This window comes from Pirellulales bacterium (genome assembly GCA_036490175.1).
In the GTDB taxonomy this organism is placed as follows: Bacteria; Planctomycetota; Planctomycetia; order Pirellulales; family JACPPG01; genus JACPPG01.
The window spans coordinates 1-25,964 of record DASXEJ010000248.1 but is presented as its reverse complement, the minus strand read 5'-3'; the positions used below and the strand labels follow the sequence as shown (position 1 = coordinate 25,964).

18 protein-coding genes are annotated in these 25,964 nt (G+C 58.9%); 7 read left to right on the top strand and 11 right to left on the bottom strand.

The window, feature by feature from the left end; translation table 11 throughout:
- From VGG64_18650 to VGG64_18630, 5 genes are all read right to left on the bottom strand, one after another.
- Positions 1-517, bottom strand: a 517-nt coding sequence (locus tag VGG64_18650; protein ID HEY1601627.1) for a hypothetical protein, incomplete at its 3' end; no start/stop codon positions are given.
- A gap of 1,861 nt (positions 518-2,378) precedes the next feature.
- Complete coding sequence (locus tag VGG64_18645; protein HEY1601626.1) at positions 2,379-2,795, bottom strand: YkgJ family cysteine cluster protein; 417 nt, start codon at positions 2,793-2,795, stop codon at positions 2,379-2,381.
- 97 nt (positions 2,796-2,892) lie between these two features.
- A complete protein-coding gene (locus tag VGG64_18640) occupies positions 2,893-4,062 on the bottom strand; it encodes an aminotransferase class V-fold PLP-dependent enzyme (protein ID HEY1601625.1) in 1,170 nt (389 codons plus the stop codon).
- A 37-nt stretch (positions 4,063-4,099) separates the two neighbouring features.
- Entirely contained in the window at positions 4,100-6,190 is a 2,091-nt protein-coding gene (locus VGG64_18635; protein ID HEY1601624.1) for a PAS domain S-box protein, read from the bottom strand.
- A gap of 379 nt (positions 6,191-6,569) precedes the next feature.
- Positions 6,570-7,778 carry a hypothetical protein gene (locus VGG64_18630; GenBank protein HEY1601623.1) on the bottom strand — a complete coding sequence of 403 codons (1,209 nt, stop codon included), beginning with the start codon at positions 7,776-7,778 and terminating at the stop codon, positions 6,570-6,572.
- A gap of 971 nt (positions 7,779-8,749) precedes the next feature.
- On the opposite strand from VGG64_18630, the gene VGG64_18625 reads away from it, so the two are divergent.
- The 5 genes from VGG64_18625 to VGG64_18605 all read left to right on the top strand — a co-directional run bounded on the left by VGG64_18625 (position 8,750) and on the right by VGG64_18605 (position 14,481).
- Positions 8,750-9,751 carry a D-2-hydroxyacid dehydrogenase gene (locus tag VGG64_18625; protein ID HEY1601622.1) on the top strand — a complete coding sequence of 334 codons (1,002 nt, stop codon included), beginning with the start codon at positions 8,750-8,752 and terminating at the stop codon, positions 9,749-9,751.
- Positions 9,752-9,819: 68 nt separating this feature from the next.
- Positions 9,820-10,569, top strand: a complete 750-nt coding sequence (locus VGG64_18620) for a DUF4261 domain-containing protein (GenBank protein ID HEY1601621.1) — start codon at positions 9,820-9,822, stop codon at positions 10,567-10,569.
- Positions 10,570-10,605: 36 nt separating this feature from the next.
- Positions 10,606-12,240, top strand: coding sequence for an FAD-dependent monooxygenase (locus VGG64_18615; protein ID HEY1601620.1), 1,635 nt, complete (start codon positions 10,606-10,608; stop codon positions 12,238-12,240).
- Between the two features lie 165 nt (positions 12,241-12,405).
- On the top strand, positions 12,406-13,557 hold the full coding sequence (locus VGG64_18610; GenBank protein HEY1601619.1) for a sialidase family protein: 1,152 nt from the start codon (positions 12,406-12,408) through the stop codon (positions 13,555-13,557).
- Positions 13,558-13,659: 102 nt separating this feature from the next.
- Positions 13,660-14,481 (top strand): NAD(P)-dependent oxidoreductase, encoded by an 822-nt coding sequence (locus VGG64_18605; GenBank protein ID HEY1601618.1) that lies wholly within the window; start codon positions 13,660-13,662, stop codon positions 14,479-14,481.
- Here VGG64_18605 and VGG64_18600 read toward each other — a convergent pair.
- Positions 14,471-15,904, bottom strand: a complete 1,434-nt coding sequence (locus VGG64_18600; protein ID HEY1601617.1) for an MFS transporter — start codon at positions 15,902-15,904, stop codon at positions 14,471-14,473. The two genes, VGG64_18605 and VGG64_18600, sit on opposite strands and share 11 nt — an antisense overlap.
- Positions 15,905-16,191: 287 nt before the next feature.
- Here VGG64_18600 and VGG64_18595 point away from each other — a divergent pair, with 287 nt between their 5' ends.
- Both VGG64_18595 and VGG64_18590 read left to right on the top strand, forming a co-directional pair.
- On the top strand, positions 16,192-17,061 hold the full coding sequence (locus VGG64_18595; GenBank protein HEY1601616.1) for a hypothetical protein: 870 nt from the start codon (positions 16,192-16,194) through the stop codon (positions 17,059-17,061).
- Positions 17,062-17,168: 107 nt separating this feature from the next.
- The gene (locus VGG64_18590; protein HEY1601615.1) at positions 17,169-19,439 is read left to right on the top strand and encodes a glycoside hydrolase family 2 TIM barrel-domain containing protein; all 2,271 of its coding nucleotides are present in this window, start codon (positions 17,169-17,171) and stop codon (positions 19,437-19,439) included.
- A 121-nt stretch (positions 19,440-19,560) separates the two neighbouring features.
- Here the strand turns inward: VGG64_18590 and VGG64_18585 are convergent, their stop codons facing one another.
- The 5 genes from VGG64_18585 to VGG64_18565 form a co-directional block, all read right to left on the bottom strand.
- Positions 19,561-19,905: a hypothetical protein gene (locus VGG64_18585; protein HEY1601614.1), complete on the bottom strand. Its 345-nt coding sequence runs from the start codon at positions 19,903-19,905 to the stop codon at positions 19,561-19,563.
- A 183-nt stretch (positions 19,906-20,088) separates the two neighbouring features.
- Positions 20,089-21,750, bottom strand: a complete 1,662-nt coding sequence (locus tag VGG64_18580) for an acyl-CoA synthetase (GenBank protein ID HEY1601613.1) — start codon at positions 21,748-21,750, stop codon at positions 20,089-20,091.
- A gap of 166 nt (positions 21,751-21,916) precedes the next feature.
- Positions 21,917-22,495 carry an HD domain-containing protein gene (locus VGG64_18575; protein HEY1601612.1) on the bottom strand — a complete coding sequence of 193 codons (579 nt, stop codon included), beginning with the start codon at positions 22,493-22,495 and terminating at the stop codon, positions 21,917-21,919.
- A gap of 103 nt (positions 22,496-22,598) precedes the next feature.
- Complete coding sequence (locus VGG64_18570) at positions 22,599-25,064, bottom strand: hypothetical protein (protein HEY1601611.1); 2,466 nt, start codon at positions 25,062-25,064, stop codon at positions 22,599-22,601.
- 304 nt (positions 25,065-25,368) lie between these two features.
- Positions 25,369-25,964 (bottom strand): hypothetical protein (locus VGG64_18565; GenBank protein ID HEY1601610.1); only part of this gene is annotated, 596 nt, incomplete at its 5' end.

Genomic DNA, 25,964 nt, shown 5'->3' with positions numbered 1-25,964 from the left:
TGCGGGCCGGGACGCGAAACCGTTTGATGACAATCGCCCCCAGCCTCAGCTCACGGTTCTCGCCGTCCCACGAGGGAGTCTGCGCTCGTGGGATACGATCGGGTAACACTTTGGAGGCAGTAGGCCATTGTGTGGATTTGTCATCCAAATGGGCTTGTTCATCAGTTGGGCCTGACGGAGCTTGAGACACGAGAATATTTTGTAGGGCCTTGGCGCCGCGCGGCGTCAGGGTGAAGCAACTCACGCGGCTGATGCTTGCCAACCCAGTTGGCCCAAATCGGCGCTGGCTATCGGCCGGATGTGTGACTTCGTCGGCATGCAGCGCGAAGCCGGCGGCATTCAACCAGCGGAGGTCGCTCAGGTCCATGCCGGCTCGGTCAAGCGTTTCCCGGTCGATGGCAAAAGACCATGCATCAGTGCCGGTCGCCTCCGCATAGCGATACGCTCGGAGCAATAGCTCGAGCCCCTGTTGACAGGGAGGCTGAAACGGCGCGTGCCAAGCGGTTTCCATCGTCACGAGGCTGCCCTCCTTGCAACGCTGAAACCGGTTTGCCCAAGGCTATCTGAGTTTCAAGCGCGCAAACGGCCACAAGACCGACCCCGGCCATCGGGGAGCAATCATTGGCGGCTGTAGTTCTACCCTGCCGATGAGGGAGGTACAACCGGACCGTTCGGGCTAGCCGATTCTTCACAAAATGGCAGTACACGCGTGCCAAATGTGTTCGATTGGGTGACGGTGTTAGCGGAGAGTGCTAACGCAAATTAGGCGTCCAAGAGTGCTCGAAAAGATGACATCGCCGAAGCAAACGACTGGCGGCCTTCGAGCTTAGGGGACCACGGTTCCATCTTCGTCCGGCATAATCACCTCGCGCCTTGGCGGCCGTCGCGGTGTTTGCTCATCGGTAGGCGGCTCAGGTTCCGGCGCCGCATCGAGTTGTTGGGGTGCATTGGCCTCCGAGTGCGCCGGCTGGCAGCACGAGTCGCAATCTTCCGCGACACACTGCGGACGGGGACTTCCCCAGGCGATATGAATTGTCAGGGAACGGCCCTGGCAGCAACCCGATGCAACGAGTAATGAAGCCGCGGCGGCTAACTGCTTGATGGCTCTGCCCGACATGGCCCTCACCCCCGACGCATAGATCGTCGAAACCCGATCGTTATGATCCTTATTTTCGGTCCAATTTACGACGTGCCGTGAGCAATTCTCCCCCAGACTCCGTAGTGCTGCACAATGCAGCACAGCTGCGGGCGGCACGTCGTTCGTATTGCTGCCGCTTGCGGTCTTGCTAGCACGCCGGCATGGTGCGGTCGAACCGAGACATGGGCAGCCGTGATGATCCGCGCGAGTAGTCTCCGCTTGTACGGTACCACACCCGCCACCAGCTCCCATCCAAGCGCTGTTCCCCGAAACGACCGTTACGCGTCAGAACGCTCGCCCACGTTGACGCTGAGGCAGCACACTAAGCCGTCCTCACCGACTCATTCTTAGGATGCGACGTAAACAGCCCGCGCCGTAATGCGCGCAGGGAACAATGGTTGACGATCATCCGGCAGCAAAAAAGTTCGCTATCAGGCCCCGTGTGATATCGATGGCGGGCATTCGTAAACCGCAGGTATTGCTCCGACGGAATCGCCTCGACGGCGTCTCGAAATCGAGCCAGGTCGGTCGGTAGAATCGAGGCATGCCTTGCAAAGGCTGCGGCGAGGGAATGACGGTGTTGCCGTTGTGGACGCAGCGTCGGGTTGTTGGGGGGTTACTCGCTGGGGCGCTCGGACGTGACAAAACGTGCTCGGCCGGTGGAATTAATGGTGCTCGGGCAGGAAGTATTCTGCGAGCTTCTGAACGCTGGGCTCATGCGTTGCGCCCCGGCGCTGCATCAACTTGAAATCCTGCAACGTCTCGCGCCACGCGACGGCGGGGAATTGCGGCTACGTCTGAGCATTCGCCGCGATCGAACAACAGCCGTCACTGCGAATCGTGCCCTGGGGCACGCTCAGGAATGGTCCTCTTCGGCCAAGCCGTCGCACGGGTGCAGACCTATAGCGACGAGCACGGCCTCGCCCGATTCCACTTGGCGGCGACGGCGCTAACGTGACGTTCGCCGGTCGCGGTTCGCACGGATTTGCCGTAAAAACGTAGGTTTATGTCCGGCTGGTCAAGTCAACGTCGTCGTTTATTGCAGCGTTGAATAATTCCAATAATTGAATAAATCGGCGCGGCCCGCCGTCAATTGCAAATTCGGCCGGGGGCGCAAAAGCTGGCCGCGCGTCGCAAACGCACAGCGCGACATCGAGCATCTAGGGCAAAAGCCCTACGTCGTTTCCAGCCCAGGGAGGCGCGCGATGAGATAGACCGCACTCAGCTTCAGGAACGTCTCCTAGATGCGCACGACCTTTAGCTGCTCGATGATCTTTTCGACTGGTACCAGGTTTCCTTTACCGCTGCCGGGGCAGGCCTCGCAGGTTTCCTTCCAGGTGGCAGGGGTGCGGACGTTCGATTCCCAGAAGGGCCAGGTGCGGCATTGGCGGGGCCGGTCTTCGTAGACCGTGCAGCGCCGCGCTTCGCCGTCGAAGAACACACAATCGCCGTTGTCGTATTCGACCAGGCTCTTGCGTACGCCAACCTTGCGGACGTAGTCGTGCTCGAAGTCCTTGACGGTCATCTCCAGCCGCTTGGCCAACGCCGCAATTTCGTCGTTGGTCACCCAAACATAGCCGGGCGCCCCGGTGCAGCAATCACCACACTGGGTGCATTTGAAACGGAGTCCATCGCTATACCATGGTTTGTCGTCCATGCGATTTATATCCTCCGAGAAGTTGGTCTTTGAAGGGCTGGCTGGCAAGAATGCGGATGCTGTACTTGTCGCCAGATCTGATTGTTAGTCGAGCCGATCACGTCACGGGCGCCTGGGCAGCGACTTCGGCCACTGCTGCGATGGCCACCTCGATTTCGGCGTCGGTAGTTAGCGGACCTGGGCTGAATCGTACCGTGCCGCCGGACGGTGCCGTGCCGAGTGCCCGATGCATTAACGGAGCGCAATGCAAACCGGCCCGCACTTGCACGCCGAAGGTCGCGTCCAAAGTCGCCGCAAGCTCTTGCGGATCGTACCCGGCCAGCGTCATGCTGACTACTGCCACACGGGCTTCGGCCAGTCGAGGGCCATAAACGCGAACTCCTTTTATCGCGGTCAGCCCTTCGATCAATCGTCGTGTGCGGGTTATGGCCTTGCCGCGCAACGATTCGATTTCCTGGGCCAGGAGCCAGGCAAGCCCTGCACCCAGACCGACAATCCCTGGCACGTTCAGATTGCCGGCTTCGTATTTCTCGGGCAGGACGTCAGGCTGCCGGCTGCGGTCGCTTTGAGTTCCCGTGCCCCCCTGACGAAAAGGGGGAATGAATGCCTCGACTCCGGGGCGAACATACAGGAAACCTGTCCCCAAAGGCCCCAGTAACCCTTTGTGCCCTGGAGCCGCCAAGAGATCAACGTGCAGCTGCTCGACGTCGATGGGGATCTCGCCCACGGTTTGCGCGGCGTCGAGCAGGAAGAGTGCGCCGTGCTCGCGAACGATACGGCCGATCTCTTCGGCCGGCTGGATGGCCCCTGTGACGTTCGAGGCATGTACCAGTGCGACCAGTCGCGTCGAGGGGCGCAGCGCACGGCGAATCTCTGCGGGATCGACCACGCCGGCGCCGTCGCAGGGAACGCGGCTTACCTCGATCCGACCGGCATCAGCTAGCGCCGCCAGGGGGCGCAGCACGGAATTGTGTTCCGCCAGCGTGGTGACGACGTGACCGCCGTCGCAGAGTGCTCCATGGATGGCCGTGTTTAGTGCATCCGTGCCATTGAGCGTGAATGCAACGTGCCTCGATTTCGGTGCGCCGATCCAATGCGCGAGAGCGCGACGCGTGCTGTCCACCATTTCGAGTGCGGTGACTGCATCGCTATAGACGCCACGACCAACCGAGGCGCCAACTTCGCGTTGGTAGCGATCTATTGCCTGGTAAACGGCTTCTGGCTTGGGCCAACTCGTGGCAGCGTTGTCGAGATAGATGCGTGTCATGGTGCGGCGGCTGTTTTAATCCCCGATGGATGCGTTGCTAAAGGTCTCTCACCGGCAGCTCTACGGCGACTCGCGTGCCATGCCCCGGAGCACTGTCGATCATGGCGTGGCCGCCCAGCAGCCGAGCCCGTTCGCGGATGCCGCGCAGCCCGAACGAATTAGAGAAATTGCGTTGGTCGGGATCGAAGCCTATTCCCTGGTCGATAACTTCCAGCCGCACCCAGGCATGGTCCTGGCGGAGCCTCACCTGAACGGCTGGAGACTGACTGTGCTTCATAGCATTGGTAATGGCTTCCTGACAGATGCGAAAAAGCACGCCTTCGAGAAGCGGTGTCAACCGCTCGGAACGCAAATGGTGTTCAAAACGAACGACTTGGCTGTCGAAGTGGTCATTGATCAGGCATTCGATGGCCGGCACCAGCCCCGATTCGTCGAGCACCATCGGCTGCAAGCCATTGATCATGCGCCGCGCTTCCTGGATGGTATCACGCAATAAGCCCAGTGCTGTATCGAATGACTCGTAGACGACCGGCGGCGCGCCAATGATCGCATCGTGAGCCGATTCCAAGTGCATGAGTGCCGCCGTAACGTATTGCACGGGGCCGTCGTGGATTTCGTAGGCCAGCAGCTTGCGTTCCGCCTCTTGGCGAAAGAGCAGGCGACGCAGCAAGGTTTGCTCGGTTCTCAAGGCGGCTTCGGCCGATTCGCGTTCGAGGATCTCTTCTTGCGCTCGGTCATTGGCCGCGGTTAGGCTGCTGGTACGATCGGCTACGCGCCGTTCGAGCTCGTCACGGGCTTTTCGCAATTCGTCCTCGGCATGCCGCCTTTCGGTAATGTCGATTGCCACCCCGCCCACATACCGTTCGCCAGCCGGTGCTTCGACAGGGAATTTGTAGACCAGCCAGTGGCGCAGTACGCCATCGGCCGTGGGCAAGGTCTCAACAGTTGCGACAGCACGCCCTTCAGCCAGCACGCGCTCGTCATTCGCGGCCAGTTTGCGTGCTACGTCGGGTCCGAACATTTCCAAATCGGTCTTGCCGAGCACGGCGGCGTCGCCGACCTGAAATCGTTGCATGTAAGGGCGATTGGCATAGACGCGGCGTCCGGCGCCATCTTTCATGAAAGCAACCGCCGGACTGTTGTCCATGAAAGCGCGGAAGCGTTCCTCGATGGCGCGCTGCGCGATCTCGGCCTGCTTGCGATCGGTAATATCCTCAATGCAACCGACGAAGCTGGCCGGCTTTGCAGTGGCCCCGCCAATTTGTTTGGCCGCAGCCCGCACCCAGCGCACCTCACCTGTGCCGAGCACAATGCGAAACTCATCTAAAAAAGGGCGATTCTGCAGAAAGGCCTGGTGCCAGGTTTCGCGCGCGGAAGCAACATCGTCTGGATGTACAAGTTCGAGCCAGCCGAACCCCTGCAGGTCTTGATTGGAACGCCCCGTCATTTCTTCCCACTGGGTACTAACAAACGTGCAGAACCCCCGTTCGTCGCATTCGTAGATCCCCGTCGGCGCGGCCTGGCATAGCGTGCGAAAGCGTGCTTCGCTCGCCCGCAGTGCTTGGTCTGAGCGGAGGCGTTCAAGTTCACGCGCGGCGCGCCCAGCGAAAAGCGATAAGACCGATTCGGCCTGGTGCAGGTCAACTAGCGGCGCCGTCCACATGGCCGCCAGCAGGCCTAGCGGGGCGCCCTTGCTGTCGAGCAACGGCATGCCGACGAAGCTGTCGATGTTCGACTCGGCCAGCAGGGGATCGTGCGGAAATCGCTGGCGAACGTCTGGTATGCACGTGTAACGGAGATTGCCAATAATATCTGCGCAGGGAGTTCCGGCCAGTACGTAGTCGCTGCCGGTGACCGTCGTGCCGTGAGAATAGATGGCTGGCGCCTGAATCACATTGCGCTGGCAATCCAACCCGCCGACGATCACGTACTTGGCCTCCAAAACAATCGCGAGAGTCTCGGCCAGAGCGGCCAGAAATGGTCGTTCTTCGGTGTGAGACAATGTGAAGAACTCGGCCACCCGCTCGGCCCGTTGCCGATGGCCGGCCAGTTCGCATTCCAGAGCGGTAATCCGCCGCCGCAGCTCGCGGATTTCGGCCGTCGGCGGCTGTTGGGTTTCGTTGCGCATCGCCTGATCGGTCTACACGATTAGCTTGACCGCACTACGGAGTAGATTTGGGCCCGTCCTGAGAAGGAAAGATGCTGGTTGCGACGGCACTCCGCGAGTTGCTTGATGGGCAATCGACAAGACGCCAGTAAAAGGCCATTCGGATGCGGTCGGCGACTCTTATGCGACGGAAACCACACCACGTCCTGGCGACGCAACCGACGTGTCGCGCATGCCGGCTGCGGAACGATCCGCCGACGCCGGGAGGGTACTGTACAGTTTATCAGGCTGCGTACAGGGCGTCGACCACCCTCGAGCGATTGAAGTGCCCGCCCGACGACCCTCGACGTGCGGCGAGGGCTGTGTTGCTGTGCGGCTTTTGGGCACACGGCATTCGAAGCTACCGCAACGGATTGCCCGCTTCGCTGCTCGTAGATTCGCCTGAGCGGTCTATGGGCTGCGGTTGGCTGTCGGTATGGGCCGTTTGCTGAGCAGGGTAGACAGTGCGCGATGGCCGCCGTTGCCAACCCTCGCTGTTGGTCGACGCCGTCGACGTTGGCGTACGTTGCTTGGCTTGAGGACGAGCAGCGTTGGCTCGCCAACCCGCCGTCGACTTACCCGCGGACGACTTGCTCGTCGAGGTATTCTCCGCCGACAAGTTATCTGCCGACGGTTGTTCGTCGGCAGCGCTTTCAACAACGGCCGATATACGCTTGGGCGACTTCTCGATTTGCGTCGGTACTATCAATGCCGGCCCGTCGGCGTTGTCGTTCGACGACTTCTCTGCAAGTTTTATGTCTCGCGAGAAGGAACGGAATGCGTTCCCCTTTACCGGCTCGGTTGTAGAGGCGCCTCGGACGGGCGTCGGTCGCAAGGCATTTTCTACGCGCTTCGGAGTGCGACCACGATTGCGCCCCAGTTCGTCTTCAGGCACCAGCAGGGCGGGCGTCGGATTTTTGCCACCCGCCGTTTCCGGTCTTTCGTCAGGTATGAGTGCACCTGCCGGAGCATCCGTGGGGAGCAATTCCAAATTCCAGGCACCTTTTTCCGGAGCTGCTTCCGGAGGGGGTAGCGGACCGTCGTCGGGAATCAGGGCACCCGGAAGTCGTTCACCCTCCGCGGGCGGTGCGGCGTTCGGGGGAGACAGATCTTCGGGAATGGTTGTGTCGGGGGCGTTGTCTTCGGCGCCCTTTTCCATAGGTTCTTCCGCACCTGGCATAGCATCCCCTTCAGGCGCGGCGGGCAGGTCAAACACATCCTCCATGCCCGGTTCGAGCGATTCCTTGTTCCCCTCGGCCTCTGGCTCGGGCAAGGTCTCTGGGCCCTGTTTTCCTGAAACTTCCTCCCGCGATTTGTCGCGTGCTGGACTTGTCCCGGGACCAGCCTCGGCGCCCGGCCACGGACGCCACATCGTGGGGAAATATCCGTAGTTCGTTGGCGCGGCAAACTCGTGCGGTTCATTGGGTGGAACCATGCATTTGGCGACGTCGATGTTCTCCGCGAGCTGGCAGCCACTGAGGCCGATCGCGCACACCACCACCGAGGCCAAAAGGCCTGCATGGCTGATGCCGCGGGGCGTAGATCGGTTGGTCGTTCCGTGCTGGCTCATGCTTTTCCCTTGTCCGACAGTCTGCGGCAATTAGGCAATCACCGCAGGATGTCGCGCAGCTCTACAATCTGAGCTGGCGGATCACTGGGGAAATGATCGGCAGAATCGAGCCTTCGCTTTGGGCCGAGTTTGCCGGTTAGGAAGATTTCACGAGATTTGCGGATAACGTGGTCCCGAAAGCCCCGCGTCAGGCGACAGGACTGGGGAACTGGTGAAGATAGGGCGTCTCCTGGCAGTGAAGCTCGCCGGCCGAGCGGTCTGCCGGGCAGGCTCTCTCGCTCGGCAGCATTATTTACGCGACGCGAAGATGCCGCGGTTTCTAGGTCCGTTTTTCGGGCGCACGGGAACCGAAGCAGTATTAAGAATCGATTGCTCAACTACCGACTTGACGTTCTGGTCACTGGTCGGATCGAGAGGAGCTCGCTCTGGCAACCTGCACCAGAAGAGTATTGCCCGTGTGCCTCCAGCCTTGCACGAGTCTGACGACGCTCTGGCGCATTTCGTCGCTGATAAGTCAATGAGAGTAAAGGCTTCGTCCGAACCGATCGGTTTGAAATCGCCACCCGTAGCGATGCGCCAACGAGCGGAGCCGATCCGGATCTTTGCATTTCCTGGCAATCTCACCGTCTTGCCAGATTCAGCCTCGCGAGAGAATACATCGTCGCGACCGGTGCCGATGTTCAGACCCAGGCTGCATATTGCTTTGCACAACGCGAGGGTTGGAAACACGGTCAATTCATCGCTCAAATATTCCTGGCGATGGCATGAGAAGAAACCGCGTCTGGAATGTAAGCACTTTTTGACATCTGCCACTATCAGCGTGTTGGACGAACTGCCGACGCTGAACCGTCGAGCACCATACTCTATCGTTTGCCAGGATTTGGACATCCTGAGCCCAGACGTGATAAAGTGGTCGCGCGGCCCGGCAGTTACTCCTTAATGAACGCGGCCAGACATCCGTAATTCTACCTATGAAGATGCTCATCTATCCGGCCGTCGATGCCGAGCGATTGGGCGCAATCGAACGCGTCTTGTCCAAAGGCCGTGTCGTCAACGCAATTGACGAGAATCACGCACTGCGCGAGATCGCCGACGCGGATGCTTTTTTCGGCCGCATTACGCCGGAACTGCTGTCCCGAGCTCCGTGTCTACACTGGATTCAGGCGCCGACGGCCAGCATGGAGCATTACCTGTTTCCGGAATTGGTCGAGCACGACGCCGTGCTCACGAATATGCGAGGCCTATTCTCTGATTGCATCGCAGATCACGTGCTGGGCTTTATTACTTGCTTCGCGCGGAATCTGCATCACTACATTCGCAATCAGTCGCAGGCACGCTGGGAACCTGTTGGTGGTGAGACAGCACGCGTCAGCTTCGCTTATGGGGCGGGTGTGACTACACCAATCGATCGAGCGCATCGCCAGCTGGCCGGCGCCACTCTGGGCATCGTCGGGCTAGGGAATATAGGGGCCGAAATCGCGCAGCGCGGGTTGGCTTGCGGGATGCATATTATCGCCATCGATCCGGATCGACGCGAGAAGCCCAAGGGCGTGGACGCGTTATGGACGCCCGACCGGCTACCCGACCTGTTGGCGGAGAGCGACTACGTCGTGATCGCCGCGCCACATACCCCGGAGACGGCCGGACTATTCGGACGGGCCCAGTTCAGGCAGATGAAGCGCACCGCGTATTTGATCAACATAGGGCGCGGCGCTATCGTACGTTTGACCGACCTCTGTGACGCGCTAGCGGCCGGAGAAATCGCCGGCGCCGGCTTGGATGTCTTCGAGACCGAGCCGCTGCCGGCACACCATCCGCTATGGCGATACGAAAATGTCATAATCACTCCGCATCTGGCCGGCGCCTCGCCCCACATTGCCGAGCGGCATCTGGGCGTGCTGCTGGAAAACATCCGTCGCTTCGCAGCTGGCGAGGAGTTGCTCAACGTGGTCGACAAGCGGCGCTGGTTCTGATTGTCAGTACGATCGGTGTCTCACAGGTGCGAGTCGACTCCATTTGACGATCACGAATTAGGGAAATCATGGCACTTGTGCTGAGCCTCGTGGCACTCGACAGAACGCGATTGCCACCGGACGACGAGCTGTCGCGCATACTCTCCGCAGAATCTCCAGGGACCGAGGGGCCGCATCAATTTCGTCGTCGGGGCGACATTCTGACTTTTGAATTCACTGGGCATGACGTGGCGCTGGCCCTCATGGCGGCTGCGATACCAGAACAGGATTTGGAGGGCCCAATCGCGGCCTCGTCGCTGTGGCCGGAAGCGTCTGTCGAACTGCGGCGACAGCGAGCCCACTTGGTTGTTACCGTGTTCGCGAAAAAAGCAGATCCCATCAAACTGTGGATGACAATGACGCGTGTCGTCGCGGCTCTGGCTGCCGTCCCGAGCGTGATCGGCATATTCTGGGTCGTCGCCGGTCTGGTGCATTCGGCTACAACATTTCGCGCGCTCGCGCGAAACATGAGCCGTGAACACCTGCCTTTGTTCCTCTGGATTGGATTCCGTGTGGGCCAAAACCCAGACGGCTCGCTTTATGGTTTCACGACGGGGCTCCAAGCCCTGGATCATATGGAGCTTGAAGTGTCGCAATGCAATTGGACCGCCGATGAGTTGGTGGACCGATTGTTTAATTTTGCGCACTACCTAATCGATCGCGGTCCCGTTCTGCTCGATGGAGAAACGATTGGCATATCGGCCGACGAGCAAATCGCAATCGAACATCGATTATCGCTATGCGGTGACGGGCGAATGGTGATACATCTGCAGCCGTGACGGCAAGGACCCCACAGTTCCAGGACAGACTATCTCATGATGTTGGAAAAGGTAACTACGAATATTGATGCCCTGGTTGTGGGGGCCGGACCGGTCGGACTCACCATGGCCGCCGAGTTGGCCCGGCACGGCCTGACCTGCCGCCTGATCGACAAATGTGCCGAGCCGTCTGACAAGTCGAAGGCGCTCGTGCTATGGAGTCGCAGCCTGGAGATGCTCGACGCGATGGGCACTGCGGCGCCATTCGTCGAAGCAGGGTTGCGGGTTCATGGGGCCAGTATTTACAGTCGTGGCGAGCGGTTGCTACGCGTGTCACTGCAAGTGGAAAGCCCCTTCGACTATGCGCTAATGATTCCACAAAGCGAGACCGAGCGATTGCTGGCCGTGCATGCTTCGCGGTGCGGCATCGAGACCGAGCGGTCGGTCGAGCTCACCACCTTCGCGGCCGATGCCTGTGGGGTTACTTCGACCATGCGTCTGGCCAACGGCGCGGACGAGCAGGTGCGCAGTGCCTGGCTAATGGGTTGTGATGGTGCCCATAGCACAGTGCGACATACGCTGGGCATCAATTTCACGGGCGAGGCAGAACTAAGCGACTGGCTGTTGGCCGATGTCCACATCGGTGGATCGCTTCCTACCGACGAGATTAGTATCTATTTCCACCGCGAGGGGGTGTTGGCGCTGTTTCCCATCGTCGGAGGACGATTTCGGATCATCGCCGACCTTGGAACTTCCCAGCACGCAAGCCGGCCGACGGACCCATCGTTGGCAGACGTACAAACGATCGTCGACGGGCGCGGGCCCGGCGGATTGGTGCTGAGAGATCCGGTCTGGCTGGCCGGCTTTCGGATCAATGAACGCAAAGTAGCCGACTATCGACACGGTCGCGTGTTTCTTGCAGGCGATGCAGCGCACATTCATAGTCCCGCCGGTGGTCAGGGTATGAACACCGGCATGCAGGATGCCTTCAACTTGGCCTGGAAGCTGGCGCTTGTGCATCATGGAAACGCATCAGACGTGCTGCTCGACAGCTATGCGAGCGAGAGAGGCAAAGTTGGTGATCAAGTGCTGCGCAACGCCGGCATCATGACCAAGGCCGCGACCTTGCGGAATCCACTGGCGCAAGGTTTTCGCGATGGGCTGTATCGTTTGTTCGGATCTCTGCAAGTTGTTCAACACGCGATCAGCGGCACTCTTACGGAGTTGTCGATCAATTATCGTCACAGTCCGATCTCAGGCGAACATCAAAGAAGCCCTTTGGCGCATTTCTGGGGAGGCAGGGGCGGAGTAGCGGCAGGCGACAGAGCCCCCGACGCGCCGTTGGTCAATGCGACAAGCGGACAAACCTTGCAGTTGTTTGACCTGTTGCGCGGTACGAGACACGTCCTACTGTTGTTATCGGGTATTGAAGCCGAGTCTGGCATGAGGTCACTTGCCGAGATCCAGGCTGCCGCCTGCGCGCAATATCCCAACCTGCTCTCGGTGTACATAGTCGCTTTGCGGGGCACGCCGGGCGTTACGCATTTCGACTCTGACTTATCGCTACACAATCGCTACGGTGCCGGACTGTCGGCCCTCTACCTGATTCGTCCCGATGGTTACGTTGGATTCCGCAGTCAACCTGCCAATGGAGACGCATTGATCGCGCATCTGGCGAAATACTTACTTTGAAGAAATAATACGTGGCTTCTTACCACCGATGATTCCGCTCGACGCTGTGGGCGGTTACCCTACGTTCTCAGCAACGTCCCTTTGCCTGAGGGCGCGTCATCATGCGATTACGTCTCACGGCGAACTGTAATCAACAAGCAAGTGTGCCACTAAGGACAGCTTCTCATGAGATATCTTGCTCGAACGTTCAGCTTAATTATTTGTACTTTGACAGCTTGCGTTGGTAATGCGGCGGCATTGGATGTTGAGAACGTCGACGTCTATCGAGTGCCGGGACGATTTGGCGGTTGGCCGGCCAACCACGGTATCTGGTCGTGGGGGGACGAGATACTGGTTGGTTTTGGCGCGGGATATTACAAGGACCTTGGGCCTGAACGGCACAATATCGACCATGACAAGCCAGAGGAGCATTTATTGGCTCGCAGCCTCGACGGCGGTCGCACTTGGAAGATCGAGAACCCGGCGGCTAAGGGGGCGCTCATTCCGATCGGCAAGGCGCTGCATGGCGTGACACCGCCGGGGCTCGTCGAAAAGCCCTGGCAGGAATGCCCGGGCGACGTTGATTTCACGCATCCTGATTTTGCCATGACGTTGCGGATGACGGATGCTGACGTAGGTCCATCGCGATTCTCTTATTCGACGGATCGTGGTCACTCTTGGCAGGGGCCGTTTCGTTTGGCGCTCGTAGGGCATCCCGAAATAAACATCGCCGCCCGAACCGATTATCTGGTCAACGGTCCGCACGATTGCCAGCTATTCCTGACGGCGGCCAAGCAGGATCGTGAAGAGGGACGCGTTCTGTGCGCGCGCACAAAAGATAGTGGCAGAACATGGAACTTCATGTCCTGGATTGGGTCCGAGCCGACCGGATTCTCGATCATGCCGTCTACAGTGCGGCTGGGGCCGGCGGAACTTCTGACAGCCTTGCGGCACCATGAAGGGGACAAGAAATGGATTGACCTGTATCGGTCGCTCGACGATGGCGGCAGCTGGCAGGCGGCGGGCACTCCCGTGCCAGACACAGGCGAGGGAAATCCTGCTGCCATGATCCAATTAAAAGATGGTCGAGTGTGTCTGACGTACGGATATCGCAGGCCCCCATTCGGAATGCGGGCTTGCCTGAGTGGCGACGGCGGTCGCACCTGGGGTAAGCAAATCGTGCTACGCGACGACGGCGGAGGACGTGACGTGGGCTACCCACGCAGTGTCCAACGTCCTGATGGTCGTGTCGTCACATTGTATTACTATCACGACCAGCCCAAGTCGGATCGGTATATTGCGGCCACGATCTGGGATCCGAACCGCGTTGACAATTAGAGATAATGCGATGGGCGGTCTTACGCTCACTGATGTCGAGGCGTGCCGCGAATGTTATTGCCCGCAATGAACATTTCCAACCTCTAACGCGCGGAGAGTCCCATGCCCAGCCTGCGGGGTAAGACGATTTTTATCACCGGCGCCAGCCGCGGCATCGGCAAGGCGATCGCCTTGCGGGCTGCGCGCGATGGTGCGAACATTGTGATTGCCGCCAAGACGACCGAGCCACACCCAAAACTGGCCGGCACGATCTTTACGGCCGCCAAGGAAATTGAGCAGGCTGGCGGACAATCGCTAGCGCTGGCGGTCGACATCCGTCATGAAGAGCAGGTCGAGGCAGCCGTTGCCCAAGCGGTGCAGCATTTTGGCGGTATCGACATCCTGGTCAACAATGCCAGCGCCATTTCTCTGACTCCCACCACCGCCACGCCGATCAAGCGGTTTGACTTGATGCATGGTGTCAACGTGCGCGGTACGTTCTTGTGCTCACAGAAGTGCATTCCGCACCTGGCTAAAAGCGACAACGCCCACATTCTCAACCTGGCGCCGCCCTTAAACATGGAAGCCAAATGGTTCGCCGGCCACGTCGCCTACACGATGAGCAAGTTTGGCATGAGCATGTGCGTGCTGGGCATGGCAGCGGAACTGGCTGAACAGAAGATCGCCGTCAATGCGCTGTGGCCGCGCACTGTAATCTGGACCGCCGCGGTCGAAAACTTGCTCGCGCCGCAAGCCCGGCCTAACTGTCGCAAGCCGGAAATCATGGGGGATGCCGCCTACTGCATTCTCACAAGCGACAGTGCGACGTGTACCGGCAATTTCTTCATTGATGACGACGTGTTGCGCCAGCATGGCGTGCAGGACCTGAACCAATACGCGACTGAGCCGGGGCACGAATTGCAGCCGGACTTCTTTATCGATTGACACGAATTGCGGGTTCGCTGGACAGGCGCTCTTCGGACTGCGAATTCTGGACGTTGCCGCCGTTGCCAAGTGCGGCAACTTCTGCAGCCGGAATGTCTGTAGCTGCCTGCACGTCGGCCACGACGGCAGGCAAGATGCCTTTGGCAATGTAGATCGGTCGGACGAGCGACCGAATGGATGGCAGATGCCGGGCAAATGCAAAGCCAGCGACAATGCACACGCTTCCGGCAGCGGCGAGTGTCAGGCGGATACCGATCTCGGTGGCGATAGTGCCGGCCAGCAGACTGCCGAACGGAGCCATGCCCATGAAGGCCATAGCAAATAGGCTCATCACGCGTCCGCGCTTGTCTTCGTCGACGATCGTTTGCAACAGGGTATTGCTCGACGCTGCCTGCACTAAAAGCGAGGCGCCGGCGACCAGCAGGGCAACGATCGAAATGACCAGCGAATGGGACGATGCCAGCAGAATCATAGCCAAGCCAAGACCAACTGCCCCCACGGCAATGACACGGCCCAATCCTAGAACGCTCGTTCGCGATGCGAGGTAAATGGCGCCCAACAAGGCCCCCAGACCCGCGCTGCCGAGCAACAATCCCAACGTGCGCTCTTCACCTCCTAAGATTTGGTTGGCGTAAATGGGCATCAATACCGATTGCGACATGGCCATCAGACTGACCGTGGCCACGATCGATAGCAGCGCTCGGATAGGAGCGAACCCTAAGCCGTAAACTAGACCCTCGCGCAGGGAGGTCATGACCGGAGGGTGCTTTGTCGTGCGAGGAACGTAGACCATCCGCATGGCGAGCAAGGCAATAATGACCGTGGAATAGCTAAAGCCGTCGATAAGAAAGCAGAGGCCTTCGCCGAATTGGTAGATCAACAATCCTGCCATGCCCGGGCCTACCAATCGCGCCGACTGCACCATGGAAGAATTCAGCGCGATCGCATTGCCGAGGTCTTCAGGCTCGTCGATCATTTGCGCGATCATCGCTTGTCGGGTGGGAATATCGAGCGCGTTGACGATTCCCTGAAAGACGCTGAGGGCGATGATTTGGCCCAAGGTAATTCGATCGGAGAGGACCAAATACGCCATCGCGAACGACTGCAACATCGAGAGTGTTTGGGTGCATACCAGCACGCGATGCCGATTCAGCCTGTCGAGCCACACTCCGGCTACGGGAGCTAGTAAAAAGATGGGAATCTGGGCCGCGAAGTTAACGACTCCCAGCATCATGGCGGCATGCTCGGGCTGGGACTCGCGAGTCATCCGGTACACTAACCAGCTGGTGGCCACCATGCTCAACCAGGTGCCGATGAGCGACACCAGTTGCCCGCTAAAGAACAGGGCAAAGTTGCGATGGCGCAAAGCCCGGACCATAAATCTCAGGTTTCCGCGGCGGGTTTGTGTCGAGACGGTCATCATTCTGCTAGCGGGTGGATTCACACCATGAAACTGGAACCGACCGGAGACTCGGTGGTATTGGCGCGAAATCGTAGGGCGTGGCCGGGTTATGGTCCAGTGCGAATTCCGCGGCTACCTGTCAATTCCTGCCACGGCAAGCCGGATCGACGTTGCCTGGCATACATCTCATGCGTTGAACCAGATTCACCGTGAGGCTACGATAAACGTCCGATGTGTCGTGCGACGAGTCGACGCGTAAACTATTCGCCGCATCAAACAATCGAATCAAAAGTCATATTGGGGGCATCATGCCATTGCGTCGCTGTGCTTGGCAACTGGCGGCTCTTCTTTGTTTGTGCTGGTCGCGGGCTGGCGCTGATGCGATCACGATTCCTTTTTCCGGGCGCATCGACGGCAGCGATACCATCGATGTCAGCCCGGCACAGGCGGTGTGGACTCATACCTATTTTGCATTTCCGGGAACAGTCGACTTCGATGGCCTTTCTTGGACACCTCAGACCCAGAGCACATTGGCGGCGCCAGGCACGCCGTTTATCCCCAATGACTTGACGGACTATCGAGTCAACGTCGTGCAGACCTCTGGACGCGATCAGGTTGCCGCTGAAATAGATGGGAACGATTTGCTCGTTCATATGGCCGATACGCCGAACGGAGATGACCAGTATTCGTTTCAGGTCGTTTTGACTAAAGAGCCGCAGAAAGCGACCACGGTGCAAACATTGCTTCATCTGCACGGAACGATCGACGGCAGCGATCGAATCATTATCACTAACACCGGGGCCACACTGGAGCATTACTTCTGGGGGTTACCCACCTCACTTTCGCTTAACGGTGTGGCCTGGGACCCCAGCACGCAGGCAACTTTGCCCAACTCGGGTGCGACGACTTTTTTGCCGAATCTAGTCGACCTTTCGTCGGCGACGTTTGTAAAGAACGCGGGCCGGGATTTGGCGTCGTTTGAAGTCTTTGACAATCGGGTGGAACTGGTATTTGCCGACAATCCGGTCGGTTCAGATGATTATGATGTCACCCTGTCGTTTTCGTCCCCCGTGCCTGAGCCTGCGAGCTTGGTTTTGGCCGCGACGGGCTGCGTCGGTTTGGCGATGTACGTGGCGCGCCAGCGGATCGCAGCGAGCCGCCGAAGTCTCGCGCATTGAATCCCCGGCCCGGCTGAGCTAGCCTAAAGGCACCGTGCCACGACCACGTCAACGGCTGGCGACGGATGCTTTGTTCGGCACCTCTTTTGCTTCGCGGAGTCAACCGCATGTCGATTTGCCGCGTGCTGGGATTACTCGTCCTAGGCTTCGTTGCTACGACTGGCTGGGCGGACGACTGGAAGCCGGCCGCGGGGCCACTGCTGACACGATTTGCCAAAGACGTGCGTCCCGATAAGGTGTGGTCGGAATACCCGCGACCGCAGATGGTGCGCCGCGACTGGCAGAATCTCAACGGGCTATGGCAATTCGCGGTGGCCGGGCGGGACGCGGCGCCGCCGATCGGCAAGCTACTGGCCGAGCAGATCCTAGTTCCGTTTCCGGTCGAGTCGGCACTCTCTGGGATCATGCGCAGCGCCGAGCGCATCTGGTACCGACGTACCTTCACGGTGCCGGCAGGTTGGGGGGGCAAGCGTGTGATATTGCACTTTGGCGCCGTCGACTGGGATACCAGTGTGTGGGTTAACGGCAAGAAGCTTGGCACCCACCGCGGTGGGTACGACTCTTTTCAGTTTGACGTTAGCGAGGCGTTGAAAGTCTCGGGCGAGCAAGAATTAATCGTCGGGGTTTACGACCCGACAGATTCCGGCACTCAGCCACGCGGTAAGCAAGTACGCAAGCCGCATAGCATCTGGTATACGCCCACCACCGGAATTTGGCAGACCGTGTGGCTCGAGCCGGTAGCCGATGCTCATGTTACTTCGCTACGCATCGTACCCGACCTGAAGGCGGGCTTGGTGCGGGTCACCGTCAATGGGACCGCGGCGGCCGAGGATCATACCGTGCGATTGGTGGCGTTGTCAGGCAACGATCGCGTCGCCGCCGGCACAGGAGTCATGGGGCAGACAATTGAGTTGGACATTCCCGATGCTCATCCTTGGAGCCCAGCGGATCCATTTCTGTATGGCCTGAAGGTATCGATTGGCGACGCCGATCGTGAGGCCGATATGGTCGACAGCTACTTCGGGCTTCGTGATGTTTCGATTGGCAAGTCGGCGCAGGGCCTCACGCGGATCATGCTTAACGGCAGTTTTTTATTTCAATACGGTCCATTGGATCAAGGCTTTTGGCCTGACGGTTTATATACGGCTCCCAGTGACGCGGCCCAGCGTTACGACTTAGAAGTGACCAAACGATTGGGCTTCAACATGGTCCGCAAGCACGTCAAGGTCGAGCCGGATCGGTGGTATTACTGGTGCGACAAGTTGGGGCTGCTGGTCTGGCAAGATATGCCCAGTGGCGATCGCTCGGTGGCCTTCGGCAAGGGGGAAATCAAACGCACGTCCGATTCCGCACAAGAGTTCGAGTCCGAATTAACCCGGATGGTGGAAACGCACTTCAACCATCCATCGATTGTGATGTGGGTCGTGTTCAACGAAGGGTGGGGACAGTACGACACACCCCGTTTGACACGATATGTTGAGGAGCTTGATCCGTCGCGGCTTGTCTGCGGCGCCAGCGGTTGGAATGACATGCAAGTTGGCGACGTACACGATATTCACGTCTATCCCGGTCCCGGCTCACCGCCGCCGGAGGAGAATCGCGCGGCCGTGCTGGGTGAGTTTGGCGGTCTGGGGCTGCCGTTGCGCGGACATACCTGGCAAAGCGAAAAGAACTGGGGCTATCGCAATCTAAAAACCGGTGACGAGCTCAATAGTGGGTATCTCAATCTCCTCGAGGCTCTGCGCCCGATGGTGGCCGACCCTGGATTGAGTGCCGCGGTCTATACGCAAACGACCGACGTCGAAATCGAAGTCAACGGCCTGATAACCTATGACCGCGCCGTGGTAAAAGTCGACGAGCATGCGGCTGCTGCCGCGGCCGCCAGACTATATCTTCCGCCTCCACTGGTGCGCACGATCATGGCAACTTCGCAGCCAACAGCTCAACATTGGATGTACACGATCACGCCGCAGGGAGTGAGATGGGCGTTCCCTGATTTCGACGATCACAGCTGGACTGATGCGCCAGGAGGTTTCGGAACCGTGGGTACGCCGGGCGCAGCGGTTAATACCGTTTGGAACACGCCAGAGATTTTTCTGCGGCGCAGATTCACGCTCGAAGACGTCGATCGAGAAAGCATCTGGTTGCGGATTTACCATGATGAAGACGCAGAGGTCTATATCAACGGCGTGCAGGCGGCGAAGCTCTCTGGATACAGCAGCGACTATCAATTGGTGCCGATTTCCCCCCGCGCACGGGCGGCTTTGCGCAACGGCGAGAATGTGCTCGGCGTCCATTGTCGACAGACTAGCGGGGGGCAGTATATCGACGTCGGCATGGTCGAGATTACCGAGCAGTTAAGCGCCGACGGACAATAGACACAGACAAAGTCGGCATGGGGCGAGTACCGCCCCACACCGACACTTCAACGGCCCGTTGTCAATTCATTGGTTGCCGCCCGCGATCGGCGCTTGTAGCGCAATTGCCGCGAACTCCCGCTTACGGACGATGAAAGATGCCGTGCGTGGGAACTACAACCTTGGCGCCGGGGGGCGGGGCCTTGTAGTCGCCGTGGTGAAACCCATTCAGGCCGAACAGCTTATCGAATTGGTAGACAACCCAACTGGTACCGTTGTGGTAGTACCAGTGCGTACCGTCGGTGTAGTACCAGCGTTTATCACCTTCGTGCCAGTAGCTCCAGTGACCGTCGAAGTTGCGCCAATGATCGCCTTCTTTTTCCTCGGCGGCAACGGCGCGGGCCGCCGGTTGTTCGATCGAGATCAAGGCTCCGCCCAGCGCCACGGCGAATAAAGCCGCCATCAGCCATTTATTTAGATTGCGCACGTTCAGGCTCCTTCTTTGTTGTGCAAATGCGTCCAGATTCCTTCATCTCCGTCGATTGGTTTTTAGCAAATCTCGCCTACTCCGGCGACTGCAATCAACCGTCGGTTACAGGATCGACAGCAATCATCTTGATCATAGGCACCGGTCAGTTGTTTTCCACATGGTCCTTCGATCAAGCCACGATTAGAGCTTGGCCGCAAGCTCGCGCAGGGCGTACTTCAAAATTTTTCCTGTCGAAGTTTTCGGCAGCGGGCCGAAAATGACTGTCTTGGGCGCTTTGAAGTGCGCCAGATTCGTACGGCAAAAGTCGATGATGTCGTGCTCGCTCGCTGCGCAACCGTCTTTGAGCGTAACAAACGCGCAGGGCGTTTCGCCCCAAGTCTCATCAGGCCGGGCGACCACGGCCGCCTCGAGCACCGATGCATGCTGGTATAGAACCCCTTCAACTTCGATCGTCGAGATATTCTCGCCGCCGGAAATTATGATGTCCTTCGAGCGATCCTTCAGTTCGATGTAGCCATTCGGGTGCATTACGGCCAAGTCGCCGGAGTGAAACCAGCCGCCAGCGAATGCCGCCTGAGTCGACCGTGGGTTCTTCAAGTAACCCTTCATTGTGATGTTGCCGCGCATGAAAACTTCGCCCAGCGTTTGCCCATCAGCAGGGCAGGGGACGAGCGTCTCGGGGTCGGCCACCATCAATCCTTCCATTACCGGATAGGGGACACCCTGCCGGGCTTTTAGCGTAGCTTGCTCGTGCGCTGGCAGCGTGTTCCAGGCGTCGTGCCAGGCGCAGGTCACGGCTGGGCCATAGGTCTCGGTGAGACCGTAGGCGTGCGTGACGTGGAATCCCTGCGCTTCCATGGCCGCAATAACAGCTGTGGGAGGGGCGGAGCCGGCTGTCATCACTTCGATCGTGCGACCTCCTGGGCGACGAACGTCCGACGGCGCGTTGGCAAGCATGTTTAGCACGATGGGAGCGCCGCAGAAATGCGTTACATTGTGCTGGTCGATGGCGGCGTAAGTGGCTTCTGCCGTTGTTTTACGCAAGCAAATGTGGGTGCCGGCGATTACGCTCAATGCCCAAGTAAAGCACCAGCCGTTACAGTGAAACATTGGTAGCGTCCACAGATACCGGGCATGCGGCGGCATACTCCAAACGATCGTGTTTCCGAGTGAATTGAGATAGGCTCCGCGATGATGAAAGACGACGCCTTTAGGATCGCCCGTCGTGCCAGACGTGTAGTTCAGTGCGATGGCCTGCCATTCATCCATCGGCAGAACAAAGGGAAACTGAGGATCACCGCCGGCGAGGAACTCTTCGTATTCAATCCCTCCGAGAGGCTCGCCCGTGCCGGTATACAGTGGATCATCGATGTCGATAACCAGCGGTTTAGATTTGGCAAGTCGCAAAGCTTCGCGAATCGTGGGCGAGTACTCGCGGTCGGTGATCAGCACGCGAGCTTCGCCGTGGTCGAGAATAAAGGCGATCGCCGCAGCATCGAGCCGAATGTTCAAGGCGTTAATTACGGCGCCGACCATAGGCACACCGTAATGAGCTTCTAGCATGGCGGGTACGTTGGGGGCTATAACCGCCACCGTATCTCCCAGGCCAATACCTCGTTGCTGTAGAGCCGATGCGAGCCGGCGGCAGCGGGTATAAAACTTGGCATACGTAGCCTGCTGCGGACCGTGGATCCAAGCCGGATGGTCGGGATACACAGAGGCGGCCCTTGCCAGGAACGTAAGCGGCGAAAGGGCCATGTAATTGGCCTTCACCCGATCAAGGCCTTGATCGTATTTTTGGGGCGTATTTCCCCCCGCAATGAGACGGTCTTTATGCGTCATGACGTAGGCAGAAGTCGCGATGGTGGTAGAATGCGCGCGGTTGGCATTGTGATACGATCTGACGGCGCCGGTGCAAGAATCGCCAATTGGGAACCAAGCTCTTTCGATGATTCCCGTGCGCGTATCGGAATAAAAACATCCTGATCGACGGAACCTGGCGATACCTTTACGATTTCTCGGTAGCCAATCGTTCCATGATCTCTACGGTTCGACGTAGTTCGTCGACCAGGCCTCGTGGTAACTCTGTCTTGGTAAACGTTTCGGCGAGGAGCCGATAATACCACAAAGAGCCCTCGCGGCCTCCCTTGAAATGTTTCCAAGTGTCTGCGCCGAGCCTTCGGAGTTCTGCGACGATCGCGCGTGTATTGTGCAGTTTATCGCAGCAGGAGACCAACAGCGCACCGCGCGAAGCCCGTGGTAAATGAGCAATGTAAGCTTCTTTCCGCGCCCGCCAGGGTGGCTTTGGTGTGTCGTAGGTATCGGTGCAATCCGCTACCATATTGGCGACGTTGGCACCGAAGCGCGTGTGAATATCGGCCAACCGTCCCTGCCCCCCGGCATCCTCAGCCGCATCGTGCAGAAGCGCCGCGATGGCCTCATCTTCGTTGGCGCCGTGTTCAAGCGCCAGAGCAGTTACTGACAGCAGATGGGCGAGGTACGGAACGTTTGAGGCCTTGCGGGACTGTCCGGAATGAATCATCGCGGCATAGACAAGCGCCTGCTCGAACCGGGGAGAAAGAGTCATGTAGAGCTGCTCTCAGCGATCGCGGTCTTGCGACCGGTAAGTTCCGTAACGTCACGCCGGAACGTATGCCGTTTTTCACCGAAAATCGGCTGCCGATTACTTGCTACTTCTTTATCAACCACGCCTCGGAAACTTGGCAGCCGCGACCGTTATCGCCGCGGCCCGGCTCGCGATTCCAGCGTAGTATCAATGTGCCGGTCCTGGTCGCCGCCCGCGGAATATCGAACTCGATCGGCCGGATCGGACGAGGTTTGCTGATGTAAGGGTGTACCTCGATGTCGTCATCGGCGATTAGGCGGATTTTTTTTTCCAGACCATCACCGGCGTACACCACGCGCAGTTTGTACTCGGCCGTCGGATCGAGATCGTTGTAGCGCATCGTAAGTGGGGCATCAATCAGCGATTCGGCATGATCGAGCCAGCTGGTGCGCCAAGCTCCGGCAATGTTGGGTGCGATGTCGCGCGGTGCATCGCCGCCGGCGAAGCCCGCGCGCGAACTGGCAAGGAATGCCGGATCGCGATCGAATCCTTCGCCTCGCTCCAAGTGCGGCTGGCGTGTCGTATTTCCCAGGTCATCGTAAAATCCCCCCGGTCCAGGATTTGACCAATCGACGATCTCCTGGATCGCGCTCAAACGACTCGGTTCGTCCGGTTGCTTGCGCGCGGCCGCTAGCCGCTGCATGATCCATGAGCGATTGCTGAGTGGATAATCGAGAGTGTCGAGGGTTGCACCACGGTCGACACCGATGGCCTTATATAGGCTCACGCTCAATTGCATGCGGATGCTCTTGTATAAGTCATCGGCTAGCTCGAACACGCAAGTTCGCAGGTCGCTCGCGCCGCTGGGTGTGGGGACGGCGTTGAGCAATGCCTCGGCCTCGGCGATGGCCTTCATCGTCTCGCCCGACTTGGCAGCGCGCAGATGTGCGAGCGCCTTGTACTCAGCTTCGGTCTCGGACGTTAGTCGGCTGCGGACGTAAGCGTCGCAGTAAGCTCGAAAGAGGGCCTGTTGAAACCGCCAATTGCCGCGGATTGCGGGAGTGGCGTTGCGCTCCATCGTTCGGAATTCGGCAAGTGTGGTGTCGACCGCGGAGTTCGAGAGGAGCGGCCCTTGCCAATTTTCCTCGAGAGCTAATAGCCCCTGCGCGAAATTGTCGCGATAGCTGTCTCCGATGAAGTAGCCAGCGTAATCGCGTAGGATATCGATCACCGGGGTCTGCGGGTCCCAGCCCAATCCACTCCAGATGAACTTATTGACGTCGTCGTTGCATCCCTCCGAATAGGTAAGGAATCCAATAGTGTATGGCTGCAGTAGCCGAAAGATCGTCGCTTGTCCCTGCGGTCGAGGGTTAATGCACTCGCGCGCTTCGGTTACGGCGTAAGCAAAGTCCCAGTCTGGCACCGGATACTGGCACTGTCGGCTATGTGTGATGTCGGGATAGTGTCGGATCGGATAGCGTTCGGGCACCATTTCGCGTAGCTTTGGCAAGCTTACACGGACTTGCGGGCCGAAAACGATCCCGGCGAGCCAAGACGGTTCGTCGCGTTTGAGAATTTGAATAAACTCGTCGAACCATACATTGTTAAAGCTTTGAGGTGAGACCCACAACTTGGCTTGCGGATGCGTACGATGCAGGACTTCGGCCTGTCGTTCCAACAACGCCATCAGGTATTTCGGCTGTGTATGTCCCGGATCGCCGCCGGGAACAAAAACCGCGTCGATCCGCGGCAGGTGTTCGAATACGTAGCCCCATTTCCGCAGTGCATACTCGATCGTGTTGGGATCGGAATAGTCGCGGTCCATGGCCGGATACCAGATCCATACGTCGAGGTCGTATTCGTCGGCGATGCGAGACATGCCTGCCATCATTTCCAGTTGCGGAAGAGGAAAGTGTGGGCTGGTCGGTGCGTCGTCGGTCCGCGGAGGTACTAGTTCGACAGCATTGGTGCCGAAAACAATCAAATCGCGATAATACTGCTCCCACTGTTTCAAGTCCCAGGCATCGTAGCTGTTTGTCTTTGGGCGATAGCCTAACTGATGACCGCGCAACGGATACGCGGGAGCCGTCGCCACGTTGAGATCGCGCGCAAGCGTCACGTGGCTCGGCGTCATATGCAACGCCCGCAACAATCGGCCGGTGCCAAAAATTACTCCGCGTTGATCATTTCCTAGCACGAAGACGGCCGCCCCCTTGTCATCTTGTCGAACGCGAAGCCGGTAACCTTCGGATTCGCCCACGGCGTTGGTATCTTTCGCCAGGTCGTCTGCGAACCGGCCTCCCAGCGTGCCAATCGCGTCCGCTCGGCCTACAGCAATCACAGAGGTACCCGCCGCGGGCCATTTCTCGCTGCTCCTCAGATGGATGTCGGTCCGTTTTGCAATTTCGTCGACCAGCATGGCAACCACCTTACGCTCGGGGGCCGTGGCATTTGCTGAGACGACCACCACGGCCTTAGTCAAGTCGATAGACTCGCCATGGGCTTGGCTAGTGATAAGCGGTGAGTAGACAAATGCAAAAGTAGTTACGACGGCCAGTGTCTTCACGGCGTGCTGCAAATCTGTGCGCATCAAGGTTGCCTATTTGCGGGGACTAACGATCGGTGGTTTAAGAAGAGTTTGCTCGACGAGCCGCTTTTTTTGACTGTCAGAAACGGATGCAGGTGCGACATATACGGCACACCGAGGATTCAGCGAATGAAAAAACTTGGCATTTGGTCCGAATCAGGGCGGAACCGCGAATCTTCACGATCTTGCTGGCAGCCGTCTTGCGCAGACAAAAAGTTGCGCGGCGGGTTGGCCGGTCTGTCCTAGTCATGTTGCCGAAGACCAGAATACGCACGATTTAGCCGGCCCGCCAGACCTTGCTCCTGGCTTACGGCGTCGGCGACCGCGTGGGGAGTTGCGAAATGCCGGCCAGCACTTGCTGCGTCGTGCCGCCATGCGCCTGGTCCAGCTCCCAGACGGCCACCCACCGCTGCCAGGAGATGGGGGCCCTGGCAAAAATTAGCTGTTGCGCGGCATCGCCGCGGAGCGTCGCCAATATGGCTGGCGCGCCCTTTTGCCGGCCAGTTGGGGGCCAGCTGCGCAGGCCGAATCGCATCCCATCCTGAGGCGAACGCAGCGGCCAGACACGCAGCCCCTGCTCGTCAAGCTTGTAGGCAACTTCGTTCGGATCGAGCTTCGCGTCGAGCTGGTCACGAACGACATCCACGCCCGCCATCTTATAGACGCCGGCCAGCGCGTTGTCGAGCGCGGTGCGTTGCGGCTGACGCAGCACGGCCAGCCATCCACGCCGATGAGTGCCCGCGACCAACCAGCCACTTTCCTCATAGAAGTCTAGCCACAAGCTGTCTGCCGAGAGCTCGTGACATTGCAGTTCCAGAAGAATACGATTCGTGCCCAACGCGATCTTGCCTGTCTTGATCGGCCACCCCTGCCAGCCACGACAATGGTGCAATAACAGCAGCA